The sequence below is a fragment of the uncultured Roseobacter sp. genome, from assembly GCF_947495025.1.
Classification (GTDB): Bacteria; Pseudomonadota; Alphaproteobacteria; order Rhodobacterales; family Rhodobacteraceae; genus Roseobacter.
On sequence record NZ_CANLXG010000002.1, the window covers coordinates 594,020 to 617,966 of the forward strand.

Genomic DNA, 23,947 nt, shown 5'->3' on the forward strand with positions numbered 1-23,947 from the left:
CTTACTCCGTCAGGCTGTCCATCTTGCGCGCCAGCTGCGCGTCCAGGTCGCTCAGCCCGCCGGTATCATGCGTGGTCAGCACTACATTTACAGTTTTGTACACGTTGTCCCATTCGGGATGATGGTTCAGTTTTTCCGCCCAGATGGCCGCGCGGGTCATCCATCCGAATGCTTCGACAAAATTGCCGAAAACAAAGGTTTTGGCGATTGCGTCGCGTCCATCTACCATCTGCCAGCCATTTGCAAGCAGATCGGCGCGGTCTCCATCTGTCATCTTTCCGGTCATTGCTGTTCCTCCACATCTGCCCTGCGAAAGGGTCCGTAATCTGTCAGAACGCTGATCTCTTCATCGACAGCGTCCCGTTCCGCTTCGAGGTAGCGCGCAATTGCATCAGAGAAACCCGGATCTCCGACCCAGTGCAGTGACCATGTCGGCTTTGGCAGGTATCCGCGGGCCAGTTTGTGCTCTCCCTGTGCACCTGCCTCCACCCGCGCCAGTCTGAGCCTGATCGCGATATCAATGGCCTGATAGTAACAAAGCTCAAAGTGCAGGCAGGGATGATGCTCCGTGCATCCCCAGTACCGACCGTAAAGCGCCTGCGCGCCAATAAAATTGAGGGCGCCTGCGATCCAGCGGCCGTCCCGCTCGGCCATCACAAGCGCCATATCGTCGCGCAGCGTTTCCTGTGCGATGTCAAAAAACCGTCGGGTCAGATAGGGCGTGCCCCACTTGCGCGCGCCCGTATCCTGGTAGAACGCCCAGAAAGCGTCCCAGTGTTCAGGTTCCAGGTCATCGCCCGAAAACGTCCGGATCGTGCCGCCAAATCCCTGCGCCTGTGCGCGCTCCTTGCGGATGTTCTTGCGTTTGCGCGAACTCAGACCCGCCAGAAAATCATCAAACGTCGCGTAGTCGTCGTTGTGCCAGTGAAACTGCTGCGTTTTCCGGACCATCAGGCCAAGATCCGCGCCACGGTGGCTCTCTTCTTCGGTGCAGAACGTCAGATGCAGAGAAGACACCCGGTTGTTGTGGGCAAGCTGCACGGCGCCCTGGATCAGTGCCGCGGTGCCGGTCTCCTCAAAACCCGGGCGGACCAGCAGACGACGACCGGTTGCCGGTGTGTGCGGCACCGCGATCTGCAGCTTGGGGTAATACCGCCCACCGGCGCGTTCATAGGCATGCGCCCAGTTGTGATCAAAGATATACTCGCCCTGACTGTGCGATTTGACGTACATCGGCGCGACGCCGATGAGTTCACCTCCGATGCGCGCCGCGAGGTACTGGGGCTGCCACCCCGTGCCGGTTCCGACAGACCCGCTCTCCTCAAGCGCACTCAGGAACCGGTGCGTCGTGAACGGATCATCCGGTCTTGCTCCGTCGCGGGCCTCCGGACAGGCACAGGCATCCCAGTCCGCGGCACTGATATCGCGCAGACTGGCCACCACCGAAATTTCTACTTCCTGTTCGTGCATGCCCGCGCCCCGACGTTTGCACCTAACCTGTGGTCGCGGACGACGGGTTCAAGCCCGGAGTGGTGCGGTATATTGCTCAAAGGTAATATTCTGCGCGATCCGGCGCGCCTCGGCCTCGTCTGCGGCAGATTTCACCGTCCAGCAAAGAATATCAGCGCCCTGCTCCCTCAGCTCGGCAACCCGTGGCCTGCCAAGGTCCTGCCATTTGTGACTGATGAAACTGCTGCCTGTGTGGCCATAATCCGGGATGGCGCGAAGCCGTTCGCAGGTCGCGTCGGGCAAAGGCCAGTCGGCTGGTTCATAAGGATCAGTGACCAGTCCTCGGGGCACCTGCGGCAGAAGTCTGGCCATTTCCGCGACAGCGTGCGGGTTGAAAGACATCACAGCAACCGGACCTGCATACCCACCAAGCGCCTCAGCCACCCTGGCACCAAGACCGCCGATGTCAGGGCCCATGACGCCGTCCTGATCCTTGATCTCAATAAGCAATGGCACCTGACCCGCCACAAGCTCCAGCACTTCGGGCAGGGTTGGTATTCCCTCGCCGTCACCGCCTCTGAGCCGGATCGACCGCAGGTCAGCGGCGGCCCGGCCCCGGACCGGTCCGTCGGCTTCCGCAAGTCGCTCAAGGCTGTAGTCATGAAATACCAGCGCATCCTCGTCCGCGCTGCACTGCACATCGATTTCTATGCCATACCCGGCAGAGACTGCCGCCCGGACAGCAGCACGGCTGTTTTCCGGGCGACCGTTGTTCACATCATGCAACGCCCGGTGCGCCAGAGGCACCTGCAAAAATACATCAGGCAGCGGCTGCTTCATCGGATTTCAAAAATGCCTTCGATTTCGACAGCGACACCGAACGGCAGCGACGCAGCAGAAACAGCCGACCGCGCGTGGCGCCCTGCATCACCCAGTGCTTCCACAAGGAAATCGGAGGCGCCGTTGATTACCTTTGGCTGATCTGCGAAATCCTGTGTCGAATTGACGAAACCGGTGAGTTTGACGACCCTGACAAGACGCTCAATGTCACCACCGCAGGCAGCCCGGACCTGCGCCAGCAGGCTGATTGCGCACTGACGGGCGGCCCCAGCGGCATCCTCAACAGACATATCATCACCAAGTTTGCCGGTGATCAGTCCATCCGGACCCGCCGAAACCTGGCCGGAGACATAAAGAGTGCTGCCAACCTGCACAAAAGGCACGTAATTGGCGGCAGGGGCCGGTGCGTCAGGCAGGCTGACACCGAGTTCCGCAAGTCTTTCCGAAATGCTCATTTCTGGTCCTTTCCGTTCGCCGGTGCCAGGTGTGTCTCACCCCGTCGCATCCGGCATGTATTTGCCCAATCCGCGACCATCCAGGCGCGGGATCGCCCGCCGCCATGAAAGTGACAGCCGAGACTGCTTCACATCTGTCATCCTTGGCAGTAGTATTTCAACCGCCGATGGTTGCGATTTTCACGATCTGCCAACATTCTTACGGTAATGTCACTGGCGTCTGGTTCTTTCCATGTCGCTCAACTGCCACAACACCAGAATTCCATGTAAACGCCCTCTGGGCTTTGCCGATAATATGCCTAGTTACAGCACTGATCAGATTCGCAGGATTGCACCATTGTCACTTTCACTTTTCCGCCAGGCCACCGGCCGTATTGCTCTGGCCCTGACCGCCGCACTTTTCATCAGCGCATGCGCGACATCCCAGGATGTCGCAACACGCAGCAACGGGATCAATGATCCCTATGAATCAACGAACCGCAGTATTCACGCTTTCAACAAGGGCCTCGACCGCAATCTGGTCCGCCCTGTCGCCAAAGGCTACGGCGCTGTTGTACCTGTGGAAATGCGCGATCTCGTCAATAATTTTTCAGAAAACCTCTCTACGCCGGGCTATGTTGTAAACAGCCTGCTGCAGGGTGATTTCAGAAGCGCGGGCGTTTCGCTGACGCGCTTTCTCATGAACACGACAATCGGCATCGGCGGACTGGTTGATGCCGCGGGCGAGCTGAACATCCCGTCGCGTGAAACCGATTTTGGTGAAACGCTTGCTGTCTGGGGCAGCGGCGAAGGCGCTTATATCGAACTGCCGGTTTTTGGCCCGTCGACCCAGCGCGACGCAGTGGGCCTTGTGGTGGACTTCTTTACCAACCCGCTGACAATTTACACGATCGACGACGATCCGGAACGGTATGTACCGCCCACGGCGCTGGCTGCCTCGGTCCTGAATGATCGCGAAAAGTTCAGCCGCCAGATCGATTCTGTTCTTTATGAAAGTGAGGACAGCTACGCACAGGCCCGTCAGATCTACCTGCAGAACCGCCGGTTCGAGCTTGGGGACGATCAGGCCGATGCAGCTGACCCGTATGAGGATATCTATGGTGAATGATCTGAACAGACGCACTTTTCTTGCCGGTACAACTGCAGCAGCCCTGGCTGCCGCCGCGCCGGCCTATGCACTGAGCGAAGCAGAGGCGCGCAAGCTGGTAGATACCGTGGTTGGCGAGATCAACCGCGTGATTTCAGCTGGCAAGTCCGAAGCGGCAACCATCCGGGACTTTGAAAAGCTGTTTGCGAAATACGCGGATGTGCCGACCATGGCACGGTATGCCCTGGGCAACGACGGTCGCAGCGCATCAGCGAGCCAGCACCGGGCGTTTGCAGAGGCTTTTCAGGGCTATCTGGCCCGCAAGTACGGCAAGCAGTTCCGCGATTTTATCGGCGGTCGGATTGAGTTCCGGTCTTCGCGCGAAATTCGCTCCGGATACGAAATCCAGTCGACAGCCTTCCTGCAGGGCCAGGAACCGGTCAACGTCACCTTTCTGGTGTCAGACCGGTCCGGTTCGGACAAACTCTACAATATCTTTGTTGAGGGCGTGAACCTGCTGCTGACAGAGCGTACCGAGATCGGCGCGATGCTGGATAACCGGCGCGGCAACATCGACCAGCTGATCAGCGATCTGCGCACCACCGGCTGACATCTGCCTTGAACCAGCTCAGCGATCAGAGCCGCTCCTCGCAACGGGGGGCGGCCTGTTACTGGAATCTCCACCCAGGATGTCGCGCAGCAGGTTTTCCAGTAACCCTCCGACGCCACCACCCGACCCGCCACCGGTCGATGCACCCGGATCGCGTGTTTCACCGCCCGCATCAGGCGCCATCATCGGCAACGGGCGCGCAGGCACGCCCTCGTGCACCCGCTGCATCGTTTCGCGCCAGATTTCCGCAGGCAGCCCGCTGCCGGTCACACCAGTCAGGGGCGTGTTGTCGTCGTACCCCATCCATACGCCGGCCACATAATCCGCCGAGAAACCGACAAACCAGGCATCCCGCGCGGCCTGGGTCGTTCCTGTTTTTCCGGCAAGCTGCCTTCCTCCGAACTGCGCGCGCTGGCCCGTGCCTTCTGACACGACCTTTTCCATCATCCAGATGAGCTGGCGCGCAGCGTCCTCCTGAATGACACGCTCGCCGATGCCGCCCCCGGTCCCCATCAGCGGCTCCTCGTCACCCAGCAGACGCAGATCGATCAGGCCGTAGGGTTCGACCGAAGAACCACCATTCAGAATACCCGCATACGCGCTGGTCATTTCAATCAGTGTGCTCTCGGATGCACCAAGCGCCAGCGCGGGACCAGCCGCCAGATCGCTCTGCAGGCCAAACTCGCTCGCGACCTGGCGCACCAGATCCCGCCCGACAAATTCAGAAACCTTGACCGCCGGAATATTCAGACTGTCCTGCAGCGCCCGTGTCAGGGTCACTGTGCCATAGTGCCTGTTCGTGTAGTTGCGCGGCGACCATGGGCCCGATCCCGGGATATCGATCGTAAGCGGCGCGTCCTCAACCGTATCATTGGGCGAATACCCAAGATCGAGGGCCGCGGCATAAACAAACGGTTTGAACGCCGAGCCGGTCTGGCGTTTGGCCTGCACTGCCCGGTTGAATGCGCCGTCCGCTCTTGTACGACGTCCTCCGACCATCGCTCTGACAGCACCATCGGCTGACATCACAACAATGGCCGCCTGTGCTTTGCTGCCTTCACGGACCTTGTTGTCGAAAACCCAGGTCATGGCCTGCTCGGCGCTGCGCTGAATGCGCTGGTCGAGCGTGGTGCGGATGATCACGTCTTCCGTCGTCTTGCGGGTAAAGAATTCAGGACCGGTGGACATGACCCAGTCCGCGAAATATCCGCCGGACCGTTCCTCTGCGGCCTCTGACAGCTGTGCCGGATCGTTCTGGAACTGCGCAGTCTCGGCGTCCGAAAGGTACCCCTGCTCGTTCATCAGACGCAGGATGGTCGCTGCCCGGTTGCGCGATCGCGTCAGGTCATTTGTCGGCGCAAATCGTGTCGGTGCAACAAGGAGACCTGCCAGCATGGCGGCTTCGGCCGGATCGACATTGGCAGCAGATTTGCCAAAGTACCGCTGGCTAGCAGCCTCAAATCCGCGGGCACCGGCGCCCAGAAAAGCCCGGTTCATGTAAATCGTAAGGATCTCGTCCTTGGAATACCGCGCTTCCATCGCCAGCGCATAGATCGCCTCTTTGGCCTTGCGCTGAATCGTGCCACGGCGGCACTCGCGTTCGTATTCGGCCTCTGTCTGCGTGGCCGGATCATAGGGCACACCCAGACACAACAGCTTTGCGGTCTGCTGTGTGATCGTTGACCCGCCGTGGCCGGACAGTGGCCCCCGTCCTTCGCGCAGATTAATGCGCACAGCACTGGCGACACCGCGTGGGCTTACACCGAAATGCCGGTAGAACCGTTTGTCTTCTGTCGCAACAATAGCGTTTTTGAGATGCGGGGAAACGGTCTGTGCGGTGACTGCACCGCCAAACTGATCCCCGCGCCAGGCAAACACCTGGCCTTCGTAATCCAGCAGTGTAACTGAGCCGCGCGCGCGCCCGTCAAGCAGGTCCTCAACAGGGGGCAGCGTCGTGTAATAATAACCCACAAACAGTGCAAGAACAGCACCAGCCAGCAGACCAGCGCGCCACGTAATCCGCCACACCAGTCGCACGATCCAGCGTACAAGACGCTGGAACAGACCGATCAGCCCACGCCGCTGGGGACGCGCGCGTCTGCGTTGTTTCGCAGGTTTTCTTTTTGCCGCGCTGGCCTTGCCACGTTTTTTTGTGGCGGGCGCTTTACCGTAGCGCCTGTCAGCTACCAGCGGCTTCCTGCCTCTGGGTGAATCACTCATGAAGAACCTGCCCGGCCCATTGTTGTTTTGCGCAGCTTACTCCGCTTTTGAAGGATTGTTGAGGAGAACTCTCACCCAACTTGCATCATTTTTTCGCACATTTTTTGGGCATATTTTTCGCTGTGTTTAAAATTTGTGCAGAATGGCTCCAATTTTAACCTTCAGACGGCCCCTGATCTTTCATGTACGGACCCCCACAGGCCACACCTTCGGGCACAGAACTGCGGGGAGACCTGCTCAAGTCGAGGGGACGTTAGGTGAAACTCATCATTGCAACGATAAAACCGTTCAAGCTGGAAGAGGTGCGCGAAGCGCTGACCGACGCCGGCGTACGCGGGATGATGGTCACAGAAATCAAAGGCTTCGGATCACAGTCAGGTCACACAGAGATCTACCGTGGTGCTGAATACGCCGTGAATTTCGTGCCAAAAGTGAAAATCGAGATCGTGGTGCCGGAAAGCAGCGTCGACCAGATCGTCGATACCATCACAAAGACTGCGCACACCGGCAAGATCGGTGACGGCAAGATTTTTGTGCTGAGTGTTGATCAGGCGGTGCGCGTCCGCACCGGCGAAACCAATGAAGATGCGCTGTAAAGCGGCCGCAACTCAGGGATAAGACTTATGACAAACTTGAAAACTCTTGCCATCGCGGGCGCGCTTACCGTGCTGCCATCGCTGGCGCTGGCACAGGATGCCGCTCCGTCCTTTGACGAGGTCGGCCCCTATATCATGACCACGCTGCTGTTCCTCGTGGGCGGCTTCCTGGTTTTCTGGATGGCTGCGGGATTTGCCATGCTCGAAGCTGGCCTCGTGCGCTCCAAGAACGTGACGATGCAGCTGACAAAGAATATCGCGCTCTTCTCGATTGCTTCCATCATGTACTGGCTCTGCGGCTATGGCATCATGTATCCCGGCGATTTCAACGGCTATTTTGCAGTAGGTGATCTGTTCACCTCGCTGGAGCCGGTGGGACTTGCCGCTGCTGATGCTGACCTCGGTTATGCCTCGGTTGCATCCGACTTCTTCTTTCAGCTGATGTTTGTGGCGGCAACCGCGTCGATCGTGTCGGGCGCACTTGCTGAACGCATCAAACTCTGGCCCTTTCTGGTATTCGTGGTCGTCCTGACCGGCGTTCTGTACCCGATATCCGGATCCTGGCAGTGGGGCGGCGGCTGGCTGTCTGAACTGGGCTTCTCCGACTTCGCCGGTTCGACCGTCGTGCACTCTGTCGGCGGATGGGCGGCTCTGGCAGGCGCTCTGATCCTCGGTCCGCGTATTGGCAAGTACAAAGAAGGCCGTATCAACCCGATGCCCGGCTCAAACCTTGCGCTGGCCACACTGGGTACGTTCATCCTGTGGCTCGGCTGGTTCGGCTTTAACGGCGGCTCGCAGCTGGCAGCTGGTACCGTGGGCGACATCACAGACGTGGGCCGCATCTTTGCCAACACCAACATGGCAGCTGCTTCCGGTGCTGTCGCGGCTCTGATCCTCACACAGCTGATGTACAAAAAGGTCGACCTGACAATGGTACTCAACGGCGCACTGGCCGGTCTGGTGTCCATCACAGCGGAACCGCTGGCGCCAAGCCTGCTGGGTGCTCTGCTGATCGGTGCAGTCGGCGGCCTGATCGTGGTCATCACTGTCCCGATGCTCGACAAGATGAAAATCGATGACGTCGTCGGCGCAATCCCGGTCCACCTCTTTGCAGGTATCTGGGGCACCATCGCGGTCGTCTTCAGCGGCAGCGCGACACTGGGCGCACAGCTGACAGGTATTGTGGCCTACGGTGTGTTCACCTTTGTCGCATCGCTGATCCTGTGGTTCATCCTCAAATCCGTCATGGGCATCCGCGTTGGCGAAGAAGAGGAGATCAACGGTCTCGACACATCCGAGCTGGGCATGGAAGCCTATCCGGACTTCTCAAAAGGCTGATTTTCCTCTCCTCCCGAGGAACAGCACTGGCCCGGGCGTTCGCGCCCGGGTTTTTTTATTCTGAAATCCGTTTCAGTTGCAGGCGATGCCCATGATCAGGCCGTATTCATGCCGCAACCGTGAGCGACCCGACTGCAGAATGCGTTTACTGATCGGAGAGCATATATGAAACGGACTCTTTTGGATGCCGGTCTCGACACAAGGCTGCTGTTGTTGATCCCTTGTTCGACGGTCTTAACGGTGTTGTTTCTTGTTCTGGCGGCCATGTACCTTTCTGCCGACGAACTCGGCCGAACGCTTTCAGAAACCTTCGAAATGTTCACTACTCTCCTATTTTTGGGACTGATGGCTGCGGTACTTGCGTGGCAGTGGACATTGCCACCAGCACTGGCGGGATGGGTTACCGGCCGGCTGGTGCTTCGACGGCTTGGAATACCCCGCTATCCGTCCAGCATACTGAGCGGTTGCCTGGCTGCTGGTTGTGGCACGTTGGGAATGCCCGGTGGATGGCCACCAGATCCGACGGATGCCGACTATATGCTTCTTGCCCTACCGGCACTTGCCAGCGGTGCCCTCTCCGCAGCTGTCATATATCGAAAGTCAAAGCTGCCACGGCCGTCAATGTATATCTGACGGAGTCACCTCACACTTACCAACCGGCTGCAATCAATGCGTCAGGTCTCAGACCCCCGCGTCGATAATCGCTTTGGCCAGGATCGGAATGGTGTCCGCATTCAGGCCCGCGATGTTCATGCGGCTGTCACCGACCATGTAAATTCCGTTCTCGCTCCGCATCTGCTCGACCTTGTCTTTGGTCGTGCCAAGACGCGAGAACATACCACGGTGCTGTGCCAGAAACCCGAAACGGTCCGAGCCGGACAGACGCTGCAATTCGCCTGCCAGTTGGCTTCGCAGGTCCAGCATGTTGCCCCGCACCTCTTCCAGCTCGGCCATCCAGTCGGCCCGCAGCGCGTCGTCGTTCAGGATCATCGTTACGATCCGTGCACCATGGTCGGGCGGAAAGCTGAAGTTCTGGCGGTTCAGAAAGGCCAGGGTGTCCTGATGAAGTTTACGCGCGCCGGCGTTCTGGCTCACCGCCATGAGCAGCCCGGTGCGCTCGCGGTAGATACCAAAGTTTTTCGAACAGCTCGCCGCGATGATGCACTCCGGCACCGATGACGCCACCAGACGGGTCGCTGCCGCGTCCTCTTCCAGCCCGTCCCCAAAGCCCTGATAGGCAATGTCGATCATCGGCACCGCGCCGGTTTCGACCAGCACATCCACCACAGCCTGCCACTCTGTCATGTTCAGGTTGGCGCCGGTCGGGTTGTGACAGCAGCCATGCAGCAGCACCACATCACCCGCTTTGGCGGTCTTCAGATCGGCAATCATGCCGTCAAAATCAACGCCGCGGCTCTCGTCGTCGAAATAGCGGTAATCGACGCGTTCCATTTCCAGATAGTTCAGGATCGACAGGTGGTTGGGCCAGGTCGGGTCCGACACAAACACCCGCGCGTCCGGGCGCGCCATCCGCACCAGTTCAAAGGCCTGGCGTACCGCACCCGTCCCACCCGGTGTGGCGACGGCGGCGATGTTGTCGCGTGCCACCGTATCGGCCAGAACCAGACGCACCATCGCATCGCCAAAAGCGGGATCACCGGCGAGGCCGGTATAGACCTTGCTGTCCTGCGTTTCCCACAGCTGATGCTCGGCGGCTTTGACCGCGCGCATGACCGGCGTCAGGCCCGTGGCATCTTTGTAGACGCCCACACCAAGGTCGATCTTGGTCTGACGCGGGTCGTCCTTGTACAGCTGCATCAGGGTCAGAATGCCGTCTGCGGGGCGTTCTTGAAGGGTCTCAAACATCAGGCTTCTCCGGTTGCCACCGGGACCGTGGGGAACATACCCCATTCGGCCCAGGATCCATCATAAAGCGACCACCGGGAATGGCCCATGCGTTCAAGCGCCAGGGCCAGAATGGCCGCTGTCACGCCAGAACCACAGGAAGTGATCACCGGCTTATCGAGGTCAACACCGGCCGCCTCGAACACCGCGCGGGTCTCGGCGGGGGTCTTCATCGTTTTGTCATCATTGAGCAGCGTCGTGAACGGCACCGAGCGCGATCCGGGAATGTGGCCGGACCGCAGACCCTCGCGGGGCTCAGGCGCTTCACCCCGGAACCGGATGGCCGCGCGGGCATCTACAATGGCATGGTCTCTGAGCTTGGACGCCGCAGACACCTGCGTGACATCGCGCACGAGGTGGTTCTGAAAGCGGACGGTCATGTGGCGGTCACGCACAACAGGCGGCATGTCCTCGGTGGGGCGATCTTCGGCCCGCCACTTCGGAAACCCACCGTCGAGAACAGCGACGTTCACCTGACCCATCAGTCGGAACAGCCACCAGACGCGTGCAGCGGACAGAAGACCGGCACCATCGTAAACAACAACCTGATGCCCGTCGCCGACACCCATCGCACGCATGCGCGACATGAACTTTTCTACCGGGGGCGCCATATGCGGCAGGTCAGAGCGGCTGTCAGAAATCTCATCAATATCGAAGAACCGCGCGCCCGGAATATGCGCCTCGTTGTATTCATCGCGCGCATTGCGACCGGCCTCTGGCAGATACCAGGATGCATCCAGAATCCGCAGATCAGGGTCCTTCAGGTGCTGCGCGAGCCAGTCGGTGGAAACAAGCGTTTTCGGATCATCGGACATGAGACGGTTTCCCGGAAAGAGCAAACGCCTCTGACTAACGCCAGGCGACCCCGCTGGCAAGCCCGTCAGCCGTTGTCTTTCAGCAGGCGGGACTTCTGGCGCGACCAGTCCCGCTTGGCCGAAGTTTCGCGCTTGTCGTGCAGCTTTTTACCCTTTGCCACGCCAATCTTGATCTTGGCCATACCGCGGTGATTGAAGTAGAGCACCAGCGGCACGAGGGTCATGCCCTTGCGCTGCGTTGCGTTCCACAGGTCTGCCAGCTCTTTACGGCTCACCAGCAGCTTGCGTCGCCGGCGTTCTTCATGCTGAAAGGTTTTCGCCTGTTTGTAGGGCGCGATATAGCCGTTCACGAGCCACAGTTCACCGTCCTCAACCGCCGCATAACTCTCTGCGATATTGGCACCGCCCTCGCGCAGGGATTTGACCTCCGAACCCTCGAGAATGATGCCACACTCAAGATCCGTCTCGATCGCATAGTCGTATCGCGCGCGCCGGTTCTCGGCGACGACTTTGTAGTTCGGGTCTGATTTCGAAGCGGATTTCACCTGTGCCATGCGCGCAGACTTAGGCGCTCGGGACAGTGCGCGCAAGCCATGCGCTCCCGCGGGGCGGGAAGTGCATACCCACATTGGCTGAAATAGTGTATGCAGGGAGAACTGACAAACAGCATACCCGAAGCGATGGATGTTTAACCCGACCGCAGAACTGGCTTCTTCCTTTGCCAACCACCTGTCCGACACGTTCCTGGATTACTTTTCGGGGCGCCAGCCGGAGTACGCCGCATTTATCAGCGGCTGTGCAAGAATGGTGCTGGAAAGGCTGGGCAATTCTGATGCGCTTTATCACAACGCCGAGCATACAATCATGGTCACACTGGTGGGCCAGCAGATCATGCGGGGGCGTCTGGTAACTGAATCGGTTCAGGCAGAAGACTGGCTGCACTATGTGATCGCCCTGCTGCTGCACGACATCGGGTACCTGCGGGACATCGTCGAAGGCGACGAGGACAATCTTGTCGTGATCAACGACAAGGGGGACACTGTCAAACCGCCACGTGGCGCGTCTGATGCCTTTCTGGCCCCCTATCACGTTGATCGCGGTATGATGTACGTCCGGCAGCGTTTTGCGGGCACTGACCTGATAGATGAAGAGCGCATTGCGGCAGCGATTGACTATACGCGGTTTCCCGTTCCGGATGACCCGCACTATGGCTCAACAACAAGCGAACCAGCCCTGTTGCGCGCTGCCGATCTGATCGGACAGATGGCTGACCCGTTCTATCACCGCAAAATCGGCGCGCTCTATCAGGAGTTCAGCGAAACCGGCATGAATGACGAGCTGGGTTACGAAAGCGCTGTTGACCTGATGGAACAGTTTCCGGACTTTTTCTGGTCGCGCGTGCAGCCACTTATCGGACCCGCGCTCGGTCATCTGGAACAGACGATGGAAGGCAAACAGTGGGTTGCCCAGCTTTACAACCACATTTTCCAGGTAGACCACAGGACCAGTATGCTGGGGCCGTTTACCGGCAAATCCTGACGCGCGTCAGTCTCCCAGTATGGCGTGGACCTCGTCCAGATCGATCTCTCCGTCCGGAGCCCTGTTGGACGGATTCTCAAAATCGTATCGGAAAAGCTCGAAGTCTTTTTTGTACATCTCATAGACGAGATGCATTGTCAGGTCGTCAAAGTAGTCCTCGACCGGATGCGCACGTCGCGGTCCGTGCCCGGCACTTTCATTGAACCTCGGCACTTCATCCAGCACCACCTGATGCGGTGTCTCCACAGCGTCCAGCACCTGTTGCATCCCGTCGTTGAATGCCTCGGTCCAGATAATGCGGTCATAGGTACCACCGTTCACGATGAAAGTGCTTATGTGACCTGACATCGCAGACCAGTGGATGTCCGGATCCATCGGCTTGCGGAACCGGATGGTATCACGGGCGAACAGCACAAATCTGCGGAATGCCGCGATCTGATCAAACTCCTCTGAGCCGTCCTCACCTCCGACGCTGACCCCATAGGTCTGAGCCAGCTGTGGTACGAGGTTCCCCCTGTACCTTTTGCCGTTCCGCTGAATCCCGCAGATTTTGTCAAAGAACGAGCTGAGAATGCGCGCGTAGGGATTGCGCACACAGGTAAAGGCAAAAGACCTGTGATCATGCACATTGGCCTCGATCAGCTCTTTGCTGTCGTCCATCGCCCATTTGTGCATGCCGTCTCTGGCATCGTGGATGTCACCGTCAAAGTATCTGCCATGGTCCGAGAAATACATGATCTGCCCGATGGTCGAACAGGCGCATTTGGGCACAACGCGATACACAATGCTCTGGCTTGTGGTCATCCAGGTACCCGGGAAACCCATGTGCAATTCCTTTTGATGACAGGCCTGTGCGCTTACGCCCGAAAAAAGCAAATAAACAAGGTTTATTCAATTGGGCTTCGGCCTTATCAGTATAATGAGCAGTCAAAAAACGGCCGTCTGAAAAACTAATGGCAAAAATCGCCTATATCCTGCTGTGCCACAAGGACCCGGACGCAATTATCCGGCAGGCGGAGCGTCTGACAGCGGCGGGCGATTACATGGCGATCCACTTTGATGCGAGCGCCAGTGCCGCAGACTATGAGCGGATCCGCACGGCTCTGGCAGGCAATGCAGCCGTTACGTTTGCCCGAAGGCGTGTGAAATGCGGCTGGGGTGAATGGTCGCTGGTACAGGCGACGCTGAACACTCTCGAGGTGGCCTGCACCGCATATCCCAGGGCCACGCACTTCTACATGCTGTCCGGCGATTGCATGGCCATCAAAACAGCAGAGTACACGCACAGCTATCTCGACGGGAACGATGCCGATTTCATCGAGAGCTTTGACTACTTTGAAAGCGACTGGATCAAAACCGGCATGAAGGAAGAGCGGCTGATCTACCGCCACTTTTTCAATGAACGCGCGCAAAGCCGGTTGTTTTACGGCGCAATGGCGCTGCAACGACGGTTTGGTCTGGCCCGCAGGATCCCGGACGATCTGCAAATGCGTATCGGCAGCCAGTGGTGGTGCCTGCGCCGTGCTACGGTCGCCCGCGTTCTGGAATTTGCGCAAACGCGCAAAGATGTACTGCGGTTTTTTTCGACCACGTGGATCCCGGACGAAACCTTCTTTCAGACCGTGGTACCGCATGTGACACCACATGACGAAATTCGCAGCCGGCCGCTGACATTTCTGATGTTCACCGACTACGGCATGCCACTGACCTTCTATAACGATCATTACGACATGCTGCTCAGTCAGGATTTTCTTTTTGCGCGGAAAATCAGCCCCGAGGCTCAGGACCTCAAGCGCCGGCTTGGCCTGCTTTATTCAGCCACGGGAATGGAATTCCGCATATCCGACGAAGGCCCCGGCCTTTTCCGTTTTCTGACGGGGCGCGGTCGTGTTGGCCGCCGGTTTGCACCGCGTTTCTGGGAAAAGGAATCTACCCTGGGGCGCGAACGCGAGCTGATGATCATCATCTGCAAGAAATGGCATGTGGCCAAACGCGTGCTCGACCGGATGCGGCAGGTCACCAACATTCCGGCGGTCGAATACCTCTTTAATGAAGAGGATACACCTTTGCCCGATCTGGGCGGCATCCAGGCCACGCTCGAAAAACGGTCACGGCACAGACGCGCACTGATGCGGATGCTGTTCGATTACTACGGGACCGACCGGCTGATTGTCTGTATCGACCCCGGTAACACAGATCTGCTGCGCGACTTTGCCTCAGACCGTTCTGTGACGCGTATGCTCGAAATCGAATGCAACTTCACCGAGGATTATCTGATCGGTCATGCCATGCGCGTAGGTCTTGCAGGGCCACATACTTCACGCGAAGCGCTGGAGCGTCTGTTGCCGACCATCCGGAACGACATCACCTTTGAAAGTGACGCGCTGCGGGATTCCGGGTTTGAGAATTTTGCCCGTATGCGGGAAAACGGGGACGATGCAGAGAATGCACAGGCACTTGCCGGTTTCCTGTCGATACCGCCGGAACGTGCGTTGGAAATTACCGGTGCGGATACGCTGTTCGCAGACTGATATGACGGAGTGATCATGAGCTATTCCTATGACGACCAGAACATCTTTGCCAGAATTCTGCGCGGCGAGATCCCCAATACGACGGTTCTGGAAACCGATCACAGCCTCGCATTCCGCGACCTGTACCCCCAGGCCCCTACGCATGTGCTGGTGATCCCGAAGGGCGCCTATGTCAGCTTTGATCACTTTGCGGCAGAGGCGTCAGATGCTGAAATCGTCGACTTCACCCGTGCGGTTGGCGAAGTGTGCCGCATGGAAGGCGTCACTCTGACAGCAGGGGAAGGCTTCCGGATGATCTCAAACGCGGGCGCACACGGTGTTCAGGAAGTCCCGCATCTGCATGTACATGTTCTGGGCGGTCGGCCCATGGGCCGGATGGTCGCCAAAGCGGACTGACGGCTCAGTAACCGCGCCGTTTCTCTGCCCACCACTGCCGCAGGCGTCCGCGTTTTTCAGCCACCGCATCCTCGGTTGCTTCCCAGCTGTCCTGGATTTCCTCCAGCGTCGGGTCAATCCGGCGTGCGCGGAACCGCCGCCAGCGCACCCAGAGGCCGTACCAGACAGCCGCGACCAGTGTCAGAATAAGAATGTTGACCCATGGCAGTGGTTTCGCGGCATCCGGGCCATCAACCGGCCGGACGGAAACTGCGTTGGGGAAAATCGACAGAAACTCGTTGCGCCAGCCATAGTGCCTGATCGCCACGTATTGCGGATCTGCGGCAGTAGAGCGCAGATCAGCAGCCTCGGCCTGGAGATTTGATGTGTCGAACTTGAAATAGGGAGGCCAGCTCCAGCCGGTGTCCTCATTGCGATAGACCATCACCCTGTCGCCGACCTGACGCGTCTGGATAAAGAACACGTCCCGGCCACTGGTGCCGGACGCACTGCCGGCATCCCCGCTCGACCAGAACAGACTGTTCGCACCGGGATTTTCACGCTTTTCATAGGTATCGGTGATCCGCACGATATCGACCTGCGGCAGTGTATAGTGAAAAAAGCCGGCCACGATCAGCCAGAATGCGAGGATCAGGCTCCATTTTACATACGCCATACGCGGATCCTTTTCAGGCGAAATTGGTAAAGTAGATGATCAGCGCGACCACCAGAGTGGGCACAACATAGACCCCCAGGATCAGTTTGCGCCGCAATGACCCATCATAGTCTTCAAGACCCCGGCGCACAAATTCGGCGCGCGCACCCGGTCCGCCGTCATCGTCCCACGCTGCTTCAAGTTTTTCACGACGCCGCGCGCGGGAATAAAACGACAGGCAGATATAAACCACAGTCAGTACGACAAAGCCGATCACAACCAGTCTGGCGAGCGCCATAGTGACTATCCTTTTCCCGAATTCTTCTGAACAGATATAGACATGTAAAGTGGACTTACATCCGCCTGCGTCAACTTTTGCCCCTGAATGGCAAATGCCGGAGAAAGGAGGAAGTGCTATTTGTTGTTGTAGGTCAGCATTCTGCTGGTAAGCCCACGCAACCGGCGCTGCAGATCTGCCAGTTCCACGGGCTCCATGCCCGTCGCCTGCAGAATGCACGACGGAACGTGCGCCGCCTGCTCGCTGAGGGCGTGGCCTCGCGGCGTCAGCCCCACCACAACGCGCCGTTCGTCTGCGGGATCGCGCCGGCGCGTGACAAGGTCAGCCTCCTGAAGACGTTTGATCAATGGTGTCAGCGTATTGCTCTCCAGGCTCACACGCCGTCCGATTTCCCCAACGGTGAGCGGCGCATCCGACCAGAGGTTCAGCATCACGAGGTATTGCGGATAGGTCAGCCCCAGAGGCTCCAGCAGTGGTTTGTAGACGCGTGTAAAGGCCTGCGACGCTGCATAGAGATCAAAACAGATCATCTGTTCCATGGGGTCATCTGCCACGACGTTGCTGCTCAGTTCGTTGTCCATACACCGCATTTATATCGCGAACGATTAAATCACAAGCTTGACAAAGCGCCCGTCAGACTTTTATATCGTACACGATTTAATCGCTCACATAGAACAGGAGGCAAATATGCCTAAAGAGATTTTATACCGCACCAGTGCAACCGCGACAGGTGGTGGCCGGGAAGGTACTTCCACTGTCGACGATGGCAGCTTCAGCGCAACACTGGTGACCCCGAAAGAACTGGGGGGCGCCGGCGGCGACGGCGTGAACCCCGAACAGCTGTTTGCAACCGGATACGCGGCATGCTTCCTCGGCGCGATGCGGTTCTATGCCGGACAGAAAAAGATCAGCGTGCCGGACAACGCGACCGTGAGTGTCAGTGTAGGCATCGGCCCCAGAGAAGATCCGGGGTTTGGCCTCGAAGTCGGGATCAGTGTTTCTCTTCCGGGTGTAAGCGCAGATATTGCTCAGGACCTGATTCAAGGCGCTCATGGTGTCTGCCCGTACAGCCACGCAACCAGGGGCAGCCTGACCATCACCCCGGTTCTTGCGTAATTCAATTCTGCATCGCCACAGCAGAAACAGCCGTGGCGATGCAAAAGCGTAGTTCGGGGAGTGCGTGGATTCCGGTAAGGCGCGACCTCTGCCCCCGATCTGCGCATGCCCCATCGCATCGCAACCCGGCACAGACAATTGGACGTCAGTGCCGGGAGGAAATCCCGGGGCGTATCGCGCTTTCCATAAGTTTGCATGACGTTGTCGCGAAACCCGACGAGGGGTCAGGCCAGGCATCGATGGAGTACAGTCGGTTCCGTACACCATCGGGTGGCAGACCGTTCCCGCCCCGGAAGAGGCAGTTTCCTCCCGGTCATTCTGGCGCGGACGGAAAAACCATTTCCGCCCTTTTCCGCAGTTCTGTCCGGACCTGCACCACAAAGCCGGCAGAACAGCCGGGCAACGCAACCGGGTTGCAGCTGGCACCAGGCAGATACAGTCGCAGTTTATCTCCCGGATGCCGTCAGAAACCGGGTGAGCCTGCTGTCCGGGTGCCTGAGCGCGTCAATCACATCGAAGTGGTGTCGTTCTGGCTCGACGACTGCTTCCACTCCCCACACGCGTGCGAGGCGCTCGGCGTTTTCGACGAATACCGGCCTTTCATCTGCGCCGACATGGATTTCCACCGGGATGTCTGGGGCCGGCATAAATACAGGGCTTTCCGCAGCGGCCTCATCGACATCCAGAGAAAGAATGTCGTTCATGGTGGTTTCTGTTAATGGGGTCAGGTCTGCTACGGGCGAAACCGGAGCAACACAGGCCAGACGCATCCGTACAGCTTCGGGCAGCACACCGGGTCCCGTCATACGTGACACCAGGTGTCCCCCTGCAGAGTGACCGGTAAGCGCAATTGGCCCCTCTGTCCGGTCCGCCACCGCTGTTACTGCCCGTGCGATCTGGCGGGTGATGTCCCGGATCCTGACATCAGGACACAGGTCATACCCGGGCATCGCAACAGACCAGCCCCGCGCCATGGCCCCACCCGCAAAATGTGACCAGATCGTGTGATCGAATGCTTTCCAGTACCCCCCGTGCACAAACACCACGGTACCCCGCGGATTACTTTCCGCGTTGAAGAAATCAAACACCTGACGCGGAGTGTCGCCATAGGAGACACCCGTTTCAGCCCGGCCTCCTAACCCGTCCCGAAAGGCTGCGGCATCGGCAGTCCAGCGCGGAAGAAAGCTGTCTGCGCCAGGTATGTAGGGAGCATTGGCATATGCGTCGTCCAGTGGCTTCATTTGTTACACCTGCAATTTGGGAACTGGACAATCATACCCAGAGTTGGTTTGAGAACTACAGCCATTTTCGTGGAGGACCCGAAATGAAAGATATTCTAAACACCGACCTGAAATCTCTGCTCAAAGACCCCTCTTTGCTGGAGACCCGCGCCTATATCGGTGGCGCATGGGTCGATGGGGAACAGGGCACGTTTGACGTAATAAACCCTGCCCGCGGGGACGTCATCGCCGAAGTTGCTGACCTGAGCCGCGCACAGGTCGCCGGCGCCATCGCACAGGCCGAAGCTGCCCAGAAAGCATGGGCCGCACGCCCCGCAAAAGAGCGGGCAGTCATCCTGCGCAAATGGTATGATCTTATGATGGAAAACGCCGACGATCTGGCGACCATCCTGACTGCCGAGCAGGGCAAACCCTTTGCCGAAGCCAAAGGCGAGATCGGTTATGGCGCAAGCTTCATCGAGTTCATGGGCGAGCAGGCCAAGCGGGTCTACGGCGAAACGATCCCGGGCCACCAGGCTGATAAGCGCATCACCGTTCTGAAACAGCCCATCGGTGTCGCCGCATCCATCACGCCGTGGAACTTTCCCAATGCAATGATCACGCGCAAAGCGGCCCCGGCCCTCGCGGTTGGCTGTTCCTTTGTGGCACGTCCCGCCAAGGAAACACCACTCAGCGCAATTGTGATGGGGGTCCTTGCCGAACGGGCGGGCATTCCCGCCGGGGTGTTCAACGTCGTTCCTTCATCGTCCTCATCCGAGATCGGCAAGGAATTCTGCGAGAACCCTGCAGTGCGTAAACTGACCTTCACCGGCTCGACAGAAGTAGGGCGAATCCTACTCAAACAGGCCGCGGACCAGGTGATGAAGTGTTCTATGGAACTGGGTGGCAACGCCCCCTTCATTGTCTTTGATGATGCCGATCTGGATGCCGCTGTCGAAGGTGCAATGATGTGCAAATTCCGCAACAACGGTCAGACCTGCGTCTGCGCGAACCGCATTTATGTGCAGGCTGGTGTCTATGATGCCTTTGCCGCGAAACTGAAGGTCGCGGTTGAGAACCTGAAGGTTGGCGATGGTCTTGAAGACGGTGTGACGACCGGCCCGCTGATCAACGCCGAAGCCGTGGACAAGGTTAAAGAGCACATGGAAGACGTTGTCGCTCATGGCGGCGCAGTCCTGACCGGCGGCAAGGCGCATGAAAAAGGCGGCACTTTCTTTGAACCAACCGTGGTCACAGGTGTGACCCAGGATATGAAAGTTGCTCAGGAAGAGACTTTTGGTCCACTGGCCCCGCTCTTCAGGTTCGAGGACGAGGATGAGGTTATCGCTATGGCGAATGACACGATCTTTGGTCTCGCATCGTATTTCTACGCCAAAGACCTCAGCCGAGTGTACAAAGTGGCCGAGGCGCTGGAGTACGGTATCGTCGGTGTAAACACCGGGATTATCTCGACCGAAGTCGGCCCTTTTGGTGGTGTCAAACAGTCCGGGCTGGGCCGCGAAGGCAGCCACCACGGTATCGAGGATTACCTCGAAATGAAGTACATCTGTATGTCCGTCTGACCGGAAAACCCATAATGTTACAAAGGGGCCGCTTTTTGCGGCCCCTTTTCTTTTGTTTGATTACAATTGGTTAAATCCAGATTTCGGTGGGAAACTATGCTTTTTGTGAACTTTGTTCACAAAACTGTTGATACAACGTCATCCGATCTCTAAGTGTTATGAACATTGTTCACAAAAGGAGATCTACAATGTTCATTCGCTCTGCCCTTGCTGGCCTCGCCCTTGTCGTAACTGCTGCTGCCGCCACAGCCGGCCCCAGTGGACAGCACTCCGCTCAGGCAGTGGAACACAGCGGTCAGGCCGCGAGCCACGCGGGTACTGCAGTGGTGTCCGGCGCCGCCACTGTTGCCTCAGTCCCTATCGTCGCTGTGGGTTCTGCGATCGCAATCACCGGCGCGGCTCTCGAAGAAGTCGGCACCAGCACGGTGCACACAGGCTCGGATCTCAGCCGTGTGGGTCAGCCCCATACTGTCAATATCATCGTGGCGCCCGGCGCGGCACCGACGCTCGACTGAGCTGAAAAACGAAAAGGAGATTTCATATGAAACGCATTTTTTGTGCCGCAATGATCATGCTTATGGCAATGCTTCCGACCCTCACACGGGCCGGAAGCACACAGGACACCAACCCGATGCTGAATGCCGGTGAGGTCGCGGCGTTTTCAACCGATGTGCAGAACGTTCTGGCCGCCCGCGGCGCGCATGTTGCTATCGTCGGACGCGTCGGACGCGACCCGGAGACATTGCCCGAAGGCATCAGGTATACGCACGTCGCCTACTGGGTTTATTCGCAGATGCTGCGCGACGACGGCACAACATACAAAGGCTACCGCGTCTACAATCTGTATCAGCAGGGCGATGACGGGCGGACAAGCCGCCTGATCCAGGACAGTCCGGAAGACTTCTTTGCCGGTGTATATGAACTGGACGCGGGTATCATTATTCCGGACAAACGCCTGCAAAAAAAGCTGCTGAACGTGATCGCAAGCCCCACCTACGCTCAGTTGCATAACCCCAGCTATTCAGTGCTCGCCAACCCTACCACCGCGCAATTCCAGAACTGCACTGAACACACACTGGATGTGCTGATGGCCAGTCTTTACGACACCACAAGCACGACGCTGATCAAAGCCAACATTGCGGCGTACTTTGATCCGCAACCGATCAAAATCGGGGGGATCAAACGTATCCTGGCACCGGCAGCCTCGCCTGCGCTGACAACAGTGGATCACAGCGGCACCGTGGCAACTGCGACTTTCAGTTCCATTGCCCGGTTCATGCGGGAGCACGATCTCGACGCCTCGATATATCGCCAGAGTCCGTCCGGCGCGGTTTCCTACCTGAATTGACAAGCCGGGGCCGATCCCACAAGACATCGGGTCATGACCACAGAGAAACCAATGTCCCGGCGGGATCGCAATCTCGCCGACATCCGCGAAAAAGCCACGGAGCTGGCCGAGCGCATCGTCCTTGAACACGGGGGCGATGCGCTTCATGCGCGGGGGCTGGCCAGGGAACTGAATATCTCTGTGGGTTCGCTCTATAACGCTTTTGGCGATCTCGACGGTGTGGTGCGCGCCGTGAACGTACGCTGTGCGGACCGTCTGGCTGACAGGTTGCGCAAGGCAGCGCGCGCGCAGGCCGCTGACCCGATTGCCCGGGTGAATGCGATTGGCGCTGCATATTTTGACTTCGCTCTGGCCGAGCCGCGACGCTGGTACATGCTGTTTGAGCGGGACTCTGATCTGCAGCTCGATCTGCGCGCACAGCAGCTGCAGGAAGGGCTTCTGGATATGCTGATCCGGGCTGGCGGAGGCGATCCGGATGATCGCCAGCACCGGGAATTTTATCTGATGCTCTGGGCGTCAGTGCACGGGATTGTCTCACTCGCCTGCCGGCCATCGATCACCATGATAGAGCCCGGATCCGCGCGCGCTTACATTGCATCGCTGATCCGGGCCGCATTCCGGAACTTTCCGGAAACCGATCCTAATTAGAAATCCCGACCGCGCGGTGCAGATACTGCAGATCGTCCAGCTGCCGCGCGAGAAATGCAGCGATATCAGCAAGCGGAATCTTAAGCGTCAGGCGGCGTTCATCGGGTGCAAAGCCTTCGTGAAAGCTGCCTGTTGCCGGCGCCTTGTCAAAGGCCGAGGGGCGCACAATCGTCCAGTCCAGACCACTGGCGCGCACCAGCTGTTCCTGCAACTCGTGATCGCGGAACACGGGTCGCAATAATGCGCCGAACATGATCCGCTTCCAGAAAAAATTGAGGTTTCCCCAGCTCTCGTGTGCACCAAGTGTTGACTGACAGATCAGGCGCTGAACGTCGTGTTTCTGCATCCCCCGGATAATATTCAGCGTCCCCTGCGATCGGATGACACTTTTGCGGTTCATGCCAGCACCGAGCGTCACCACCACTGCATCATGTCCGCGCACGGCATCGGCAACCGCGTCTGCGTCAAGAGCATCACCCGCGACGACCGCGAGACCGGGTCGTGTGGCGCCCACATTCACCGTGCGGCGCGCAAAGGCGGTGACGCTGTGTCCTTCTGCCAGAAGCTGGTCAGTGACGATTTTCCCCAGAGTGCCTGTTGCACCAAAGACGATGACTTTCATTCCAATCTCCGTTTCTCTTTATTGACACGGTGTAAAGTTGACATCGTGTCAATAGACTGTAACTTTACATCATGTCAAGCATCAAAAATCCGACCCGCGACAGAATTCTTTCCGCAACCTGGCAGCTTCTGGAGACAGAGGGAGCCGCTGCAGTGCGCATGTCCGATATCGCAAAGGCTGCAAAAATCAGCCGCCAGGCGCTCTATCTGCACTTCCCGAACCGGGCAGAACTGCTTGTCGCGACAGTGCGCTATCTTGACGAAGCACATGATGTTGAGGCCCGCCTGGCACCCAGCCGACAGGCTGCCGACGCACGCACCCGCCTGGCCGAATGGGTTGGTGCATGGGGTGGATACATCGGCGAGATTTACGGAGTGGCACGGGCACTGATGGCCATGCGCGATACAGATGCCGAAGCACGCGCTGCCTGGGACGACCGGATGCAGGCTGTGCGCCATGGTTGCGCGGCTGCGGTGCGCGCTTTGGCGACAGAAGGCCTTTTGCGCCCGGATCTTACCGAAGAGGAAGCAACAGATCTGTTGTGGACCCTGTTATCTGTCCCCTCATGGGAGCAGCTGTGTATAACGCAGGGGTGGTCTGCTGAACGCTATGTCGGGGTCATGCAATCCACGGCAGAGCGTCTGCTGATCGGCCACGCGCAATAAAGGGGCCACGCTGAACGTGGCCCCGGTGTAAT

The 23,947-nt window shown here is 58.4% G+C and carries 28 protein-coding genes; 14 read left to right on the forward strand and 14 right to left on the reverse strand.

Annotation, left to right across the window (positions count from 1 at the left end):
- Position 1 precedes the first annotated feature (1 nt).
- The 4 genes from Q0792_RS11065 to Q0792_RS11080 are packed head-to-tail and all read right to left on the reverse strand — an operon-like array spanning position 2 to position 2,744.
- Positions 2–286 (reverse strand): 4a-hydroxytetrahydrobiopterin dehydratase, encoded by a 285-nt coding sequence (locus Q0792_RS11065; protein ID WP_298840143.1) that lies wholly within the window; start codon positions 284–286, stop codon positions 2–4.
- Complete coding sequence (locus Q0792_RS11070; RefSeq protein WP_298840146.1) at positions 283–1,470, reverse strand: GNAT family N-acetyltransferase; 1,188 nt, start codon at positions 1,468–1,470, stop codon at positions 283–285. The genes Q0792_RS11065 and Q0792_RS11070 overlap by 4 nt, the downstream gene beginning before the upstream one ends.
- Positions 1,471–1,518: 48 nt before the next feature.
- Positions 1,519–2,289 carry a glycerophosphodiester phosphodiesterase family protein gene (locus Q0792_RS11075; RefSeq protein WP_298840149.1) on the reverse strand — a complete coding sequence of 257 codons (771 nt, stop codon included), beginning with the start codon at positions 2,287–2,289 and terminating at the stop codon, positions 1,519–1,521.
- Positions 2,286–2,744 (reverse strand): RidA family protein, encoded by a 459-nt coding sequence (locus Q0792_RS11080; RefSeq protein WP_298840152.1) that lies wholly within the window; start codon positions 2,742–2,744, stop codon positions 2,286–2,288. The genes Q0792_RS11075 and Q0792_RS11080 overlap by 4 nt, the downstream gene beginning before the upstream one ends.
- A gap of 337 nt (positions 2,745–3,081) precedes the next feature.
- Between Q0792_RS11080 and Q0792_RS11085 the strand changes: the two genes are divergently transcribed.
- Positions 3,082–3,852: a VacJ family lipoprotein gene (locus Q0792_RS11085; protein ID WP_298840155.1), complete on the forward strand. Its 771-nt coding sequence runs from the start codon at positions 3,082–3,084 to the stop codon at positions 3,850–3,852.
- Positions 3,842–4,441 (forward strand): phospholipid-binding protein MlaC, encoded by a 600-nt coding sequence (locus Q0792_RS11090; protein ID WP_298840158.1) that lies wholly within the window; start codon positions 3,842–3,844, stop codon positions 4,439–4,441. The genes Q0792_RS11085 and Q0792_RS11090 overlap by 11 nt, the downstream gene beginning before the upstream one ends.
- A gap of 18 nt (positions 4,442–4,459) precedes the next feature.
- Here the strand turns inward: Q0792_RS11090 and Q0792_RS11095 are convergent, their stop codons facing one another.
- Positions 4,460–6,661, reverse strand: coding sequence for a transglycosylase domain-containing protein (locus tag Q0792_RS11095; protein WP_298840161.1), 2,202 nt, complete (start codon positions 6,659–6,661; stop codon positions 4,460–4,462).
- A gap of 257 nt (positions 6,662–6,918) precedes the next feature.
- Here Q0792_RS11095 and Q0792_RS11100 point away from each other — a divergent pair, with 257 nt between their 5' ends.
- From Q0792_RS11100 to Q0792_RS11110, 3 genes are all read left to right on the forward strand, one after another.
- Positions 6,919–7,257 carry a P-II family nitrogen regulator gene (locus Q0792_RS11100; RefSeq protein WP_298840163.1) on the forward strand — a complete coding sequence of 113 codons (339 nt, stop codon included), beginning with the start codon at positions 6,919–6,921 and terminating at the stop codon, positions 7,255–7,257.
- 27 nt (positions 7,258–7,284) lie between these two features.
- Positions 7,285–8,595, forward strand: a complete 1,311-nt coding sequence (locus Q0792_RS11105) for an ammonium transporter (RefSeq protein WP_298840166.1) — start codon at positions 7,285–7,287, stop codon at positions 8,593–8,595.
- Between the two features lie 165 nt (positions 8,596–8,760).
- On the forward strand, positions 8,761–9,228 hold the full coding sequence (locus Q0792_RS11110) for a hypothetical protein (protein ID WP_298840168.1): 468 nt from the start codon (positions 8,761–8,763) through the stop codon (positions 9,226–9,228).
- Between the two features lie 48 nt (positions 9,229–9,276).
- Here the strand turns inward: Q0792_RS11110 and Q0792_RS11115 are convergent, their stop codons facing one another.
- The 3 genes from Q0792_RS11115 to smpB all read right to left on the reverse strand — a co-directional run bounded on the left by Q0792_RS11115 (position 9,277) and on the right by smpB (position 11,869).
- Entirely contained in the window at positions 9,277–10,461 is a 1,185-nt protein-coding gene (locus tag Q0792_RS11115; RefSeq protein ID WP_298840171.1) for an amino acid aminotransferase, read from the reverse strand.
- Positions 10,461–11,315, reverse strand: a complete 855-nt coding sequence (gene sseA, locus Q0792_RS11120; RefSeq protein ID WP_298840174.1) for a 3-mercaptopyruvate sulfurtransferase — start codon at positions 11,313–11,315, stop codon at positions 10,461–10,463. Before sseA ends, Q0792_RS11115 begins: the two co-directional genes overlap by 1 nt.
- 65 nt (positions 11,316–11,380) lie before the next feature.
- Entirely contained in the window at positions 11,381–11,869 is a 489-nt protein-coding gene (smpB, locus tag Q0792_RS11125; protein WP_298840177.1) for an SsrA-binding protein SmpB, read from the reverse strand.
- Positions 11,870–11,999: 130 nt separating this feature from the next.
- On the opposite strand from smpB, the gene Q0792_RS11130 reads away from it, so the two are divergent.
- Positions 12,000–12,854, forward strand: coding sequence for a hypothetical protein (locus Q0792_RS11130; protein WP_298840180.1), 855 nt, complete (start codon positions 12,000–12,002; stop codon positions 12,852–12,854).
- A 6-nt stretch (positions 12,855–12,860) separates the two neighbouring features.
- On the opposite strand, the gene Q0792_RS11135 is transcribed toward Q0792_RS11130, so the two are convergent.
- Entirely contained in the window at positions 12,861–13,679 is an 819-nt protein-coding gene (locus Q0792_RS11135; RefSeq protein WP_298840182.1) for a sulfotransferase family protein, read from the reverse strand.
- A gap of 128 nt (positions 13,680–13,807) precedes the next feature.
- Between Q0792_RS11135 and Q0792_RS11140 the strand changes: the two genes are divergently transcribed.
- Positions 13,808–15,385: a DUF5928 domain-containing protein gene (locus tag Q0792_RS11140; RefSeq protein WP_298840185.1), complete on the forward strand. Its 1,578-nt coding sequence runs from the start codon at positions 13,808–13,810 to the stop codon at positions 15,383–15,385.
- Between the two features lie 15 nt (positions 15,386–15,400).
- Positions 15,401–15,781 carry a histidine triad nucleotide-binding protein gene (locus Q0792_RS11145; protein WP_298840187.1) on the forward strand — a complete coding sequence of 127 codons (381 nt, stop codon included), beginning with the start codon at positions 15,401–15,403 and terminating at the stop codon, positions 15,779–15,781.
- A 4-nt stretch (positions 15,782–15,785) separates the two neighbouring features.
- Here the strand turns inward: Q0792_RS11145 and Q0792_RS11150 are convergent, their stop codons facing one another.
- From Q0792_RS11150 to Q0792_RS11160, 3 genes are all read right to left on the reverse strand, one after another.
- Positions 15,786–16,436, reverse strand: coding sequence for a DUF1523 family protein (locus tag Q0792_RS11150; protein WP_298840190.1), 651 nt, complete (start codon positions 16,434–16,436; stop codon positions 15,786–15,788).
- A 13-nt stretch (positions 16,437–16,449) separates the two neighbouring features.
- Positions 16,450–16,713, reverse strand: a complete 264-nt coding sequence (locus tag Q0792_RS11155) for a hypothetical protein (protein WP_298840193.1) — start codon at positions 16,711–16,713, stop codon at positions 16,450–16,452.
- Positions 16,714–16,829: 116 nt separating this feature from the next.
- The gene (locus tag Q0792_RS11160; RefSeq protein WP_298840196.1) at positions 16,830–17,294 is read right to left on the reverse strand and encodes a MarR family winged helix-turn-helix transcriptional regulator; all 465 of its coding nucleotides are present in this window, start codon (positions 17,292–17,294) and stop codon (positions 16,830–16,832) included.
- Positions 17,295–17,400: 106 nt separating this feature from the next.
- On the opposite strand from Q0792_RS11160, the gene Q0792_RS11165 reads away from it, so the two are divergent.
- Positions 17,401–17,829 carry an organic hydroperoxide resistance protein gene (locus tag Q0792_RS11165; RefSeq protein ID WP_298840199.1) on the forward strand — a complete coding sequence of 143 codons (429 nt, stop codon included), beginning with the start codon at positions 17,401–17,403 and terminating at the stop codon, positions 17,827–17,829.
- Positions 17,830–18,275: 446 nt separating this feature from the next.
- On the opposite strand, the gene Q0792_RS11170 is transcribed toward Q0792_RS11165, so the two are convergent.
- Positions 18,276–19,070, reverse strand: coding sequence for an alpha/beta hydrolase (locus tag Q0792_RS11170; protein WP_298840202.1), 795 nt, complete (start codon positions 19,068–19,070; stop codon positions 18,276–18,278).
- Between the two features lie 83 nt (positions 19,071–19,153).
- Here Q0792_RS11170 and Q0792_RS11175 point away from each other — a divergent pair, with 83 nt between their 5' ends.
- From Q0792_RS11175 to Q0792_RS11190, 4 genes are all read left to right on the forward strand, one after another.
- Entirely contained in the window at positions 19,154–20,632 is a 1,479-nt protein-coding gene (locus Q0792_RS11175; protein ID WP_298840205.1) for an NAD-dependent succinate-semialdehyde dehydrogenase, read from the forward strand.
- A 188-nt stretch (positions 20,633–20,820) separates the two neighbouring features.
- The gene (locus Q0792_RS11180) at positions 20,821–21,147 is read left to right on the forward strand and encodes a hypothetical protein (protein WP_298840208.1); all 327 of its coding nucleotides are present in this window, start codon (positions 20,821–20,823) and stop codon (positions 21,145–21,147) included.
- A gap of 26 nt (positions 21,148–21,173) precedes the next feature.
- Entirely contained in the window at positions 21,174–21,980 is an 807-nt protein-coding gene (locus tag Q0792_RS11185) for a DUF2145 domain-containing protein (RefSeq protein WP_298840209.1), read from the forward strand.
- 33 nt (positions 21,981–22,013) lie between these two features.
- On the forward strand, positions 22,014–22,628 hold the full coding sequence (locus Q0792_RS11190) for a TetR/AcrR family transcriptional regulator (RefSeq protein ID WP_298840212.1): 615 nt from the start codon (positions 22,014–22,016) through the stop codon (positions 22,626–22,628).
- Here the strand turns inward: Q0792_RS11190 and Q0792_RS11195 are convergent.
- Positions 22,621–23,250 (reverse strand): NAD(P)-dependent oxidoreductase, encoded by a 630-nt coding sequence (locus tag Q0792_RS11195; RefSeq protein WP_298840215.1) that lies wholly within the window; start codon positions 23,248–23,250, stop codon positions 22,621–22,623. The two genes, Q0792_RS11190 and Q0792_RS11195, sit on opposite strands and share 8 nt — an antisense overlap.
- A gap of 71 nt (positions 23,251–23,321) precedes the next feature.
- Here Q0792_RS11195 and Q0792_RS11200 point away from each other — a divergent pair, with 71 nt between their 5' ends.
- Entirely contained in the window at positions 23,322–23,915 is a 594-nt protein-coding gene (locus Q0792_RS11200) for a TetR/AcrR family transcriptional regulator (protein ID WP_298840217.1), read from the forward strand.
- Positions 23,916–23,947 lie beyond the last annotated feature (32 nt).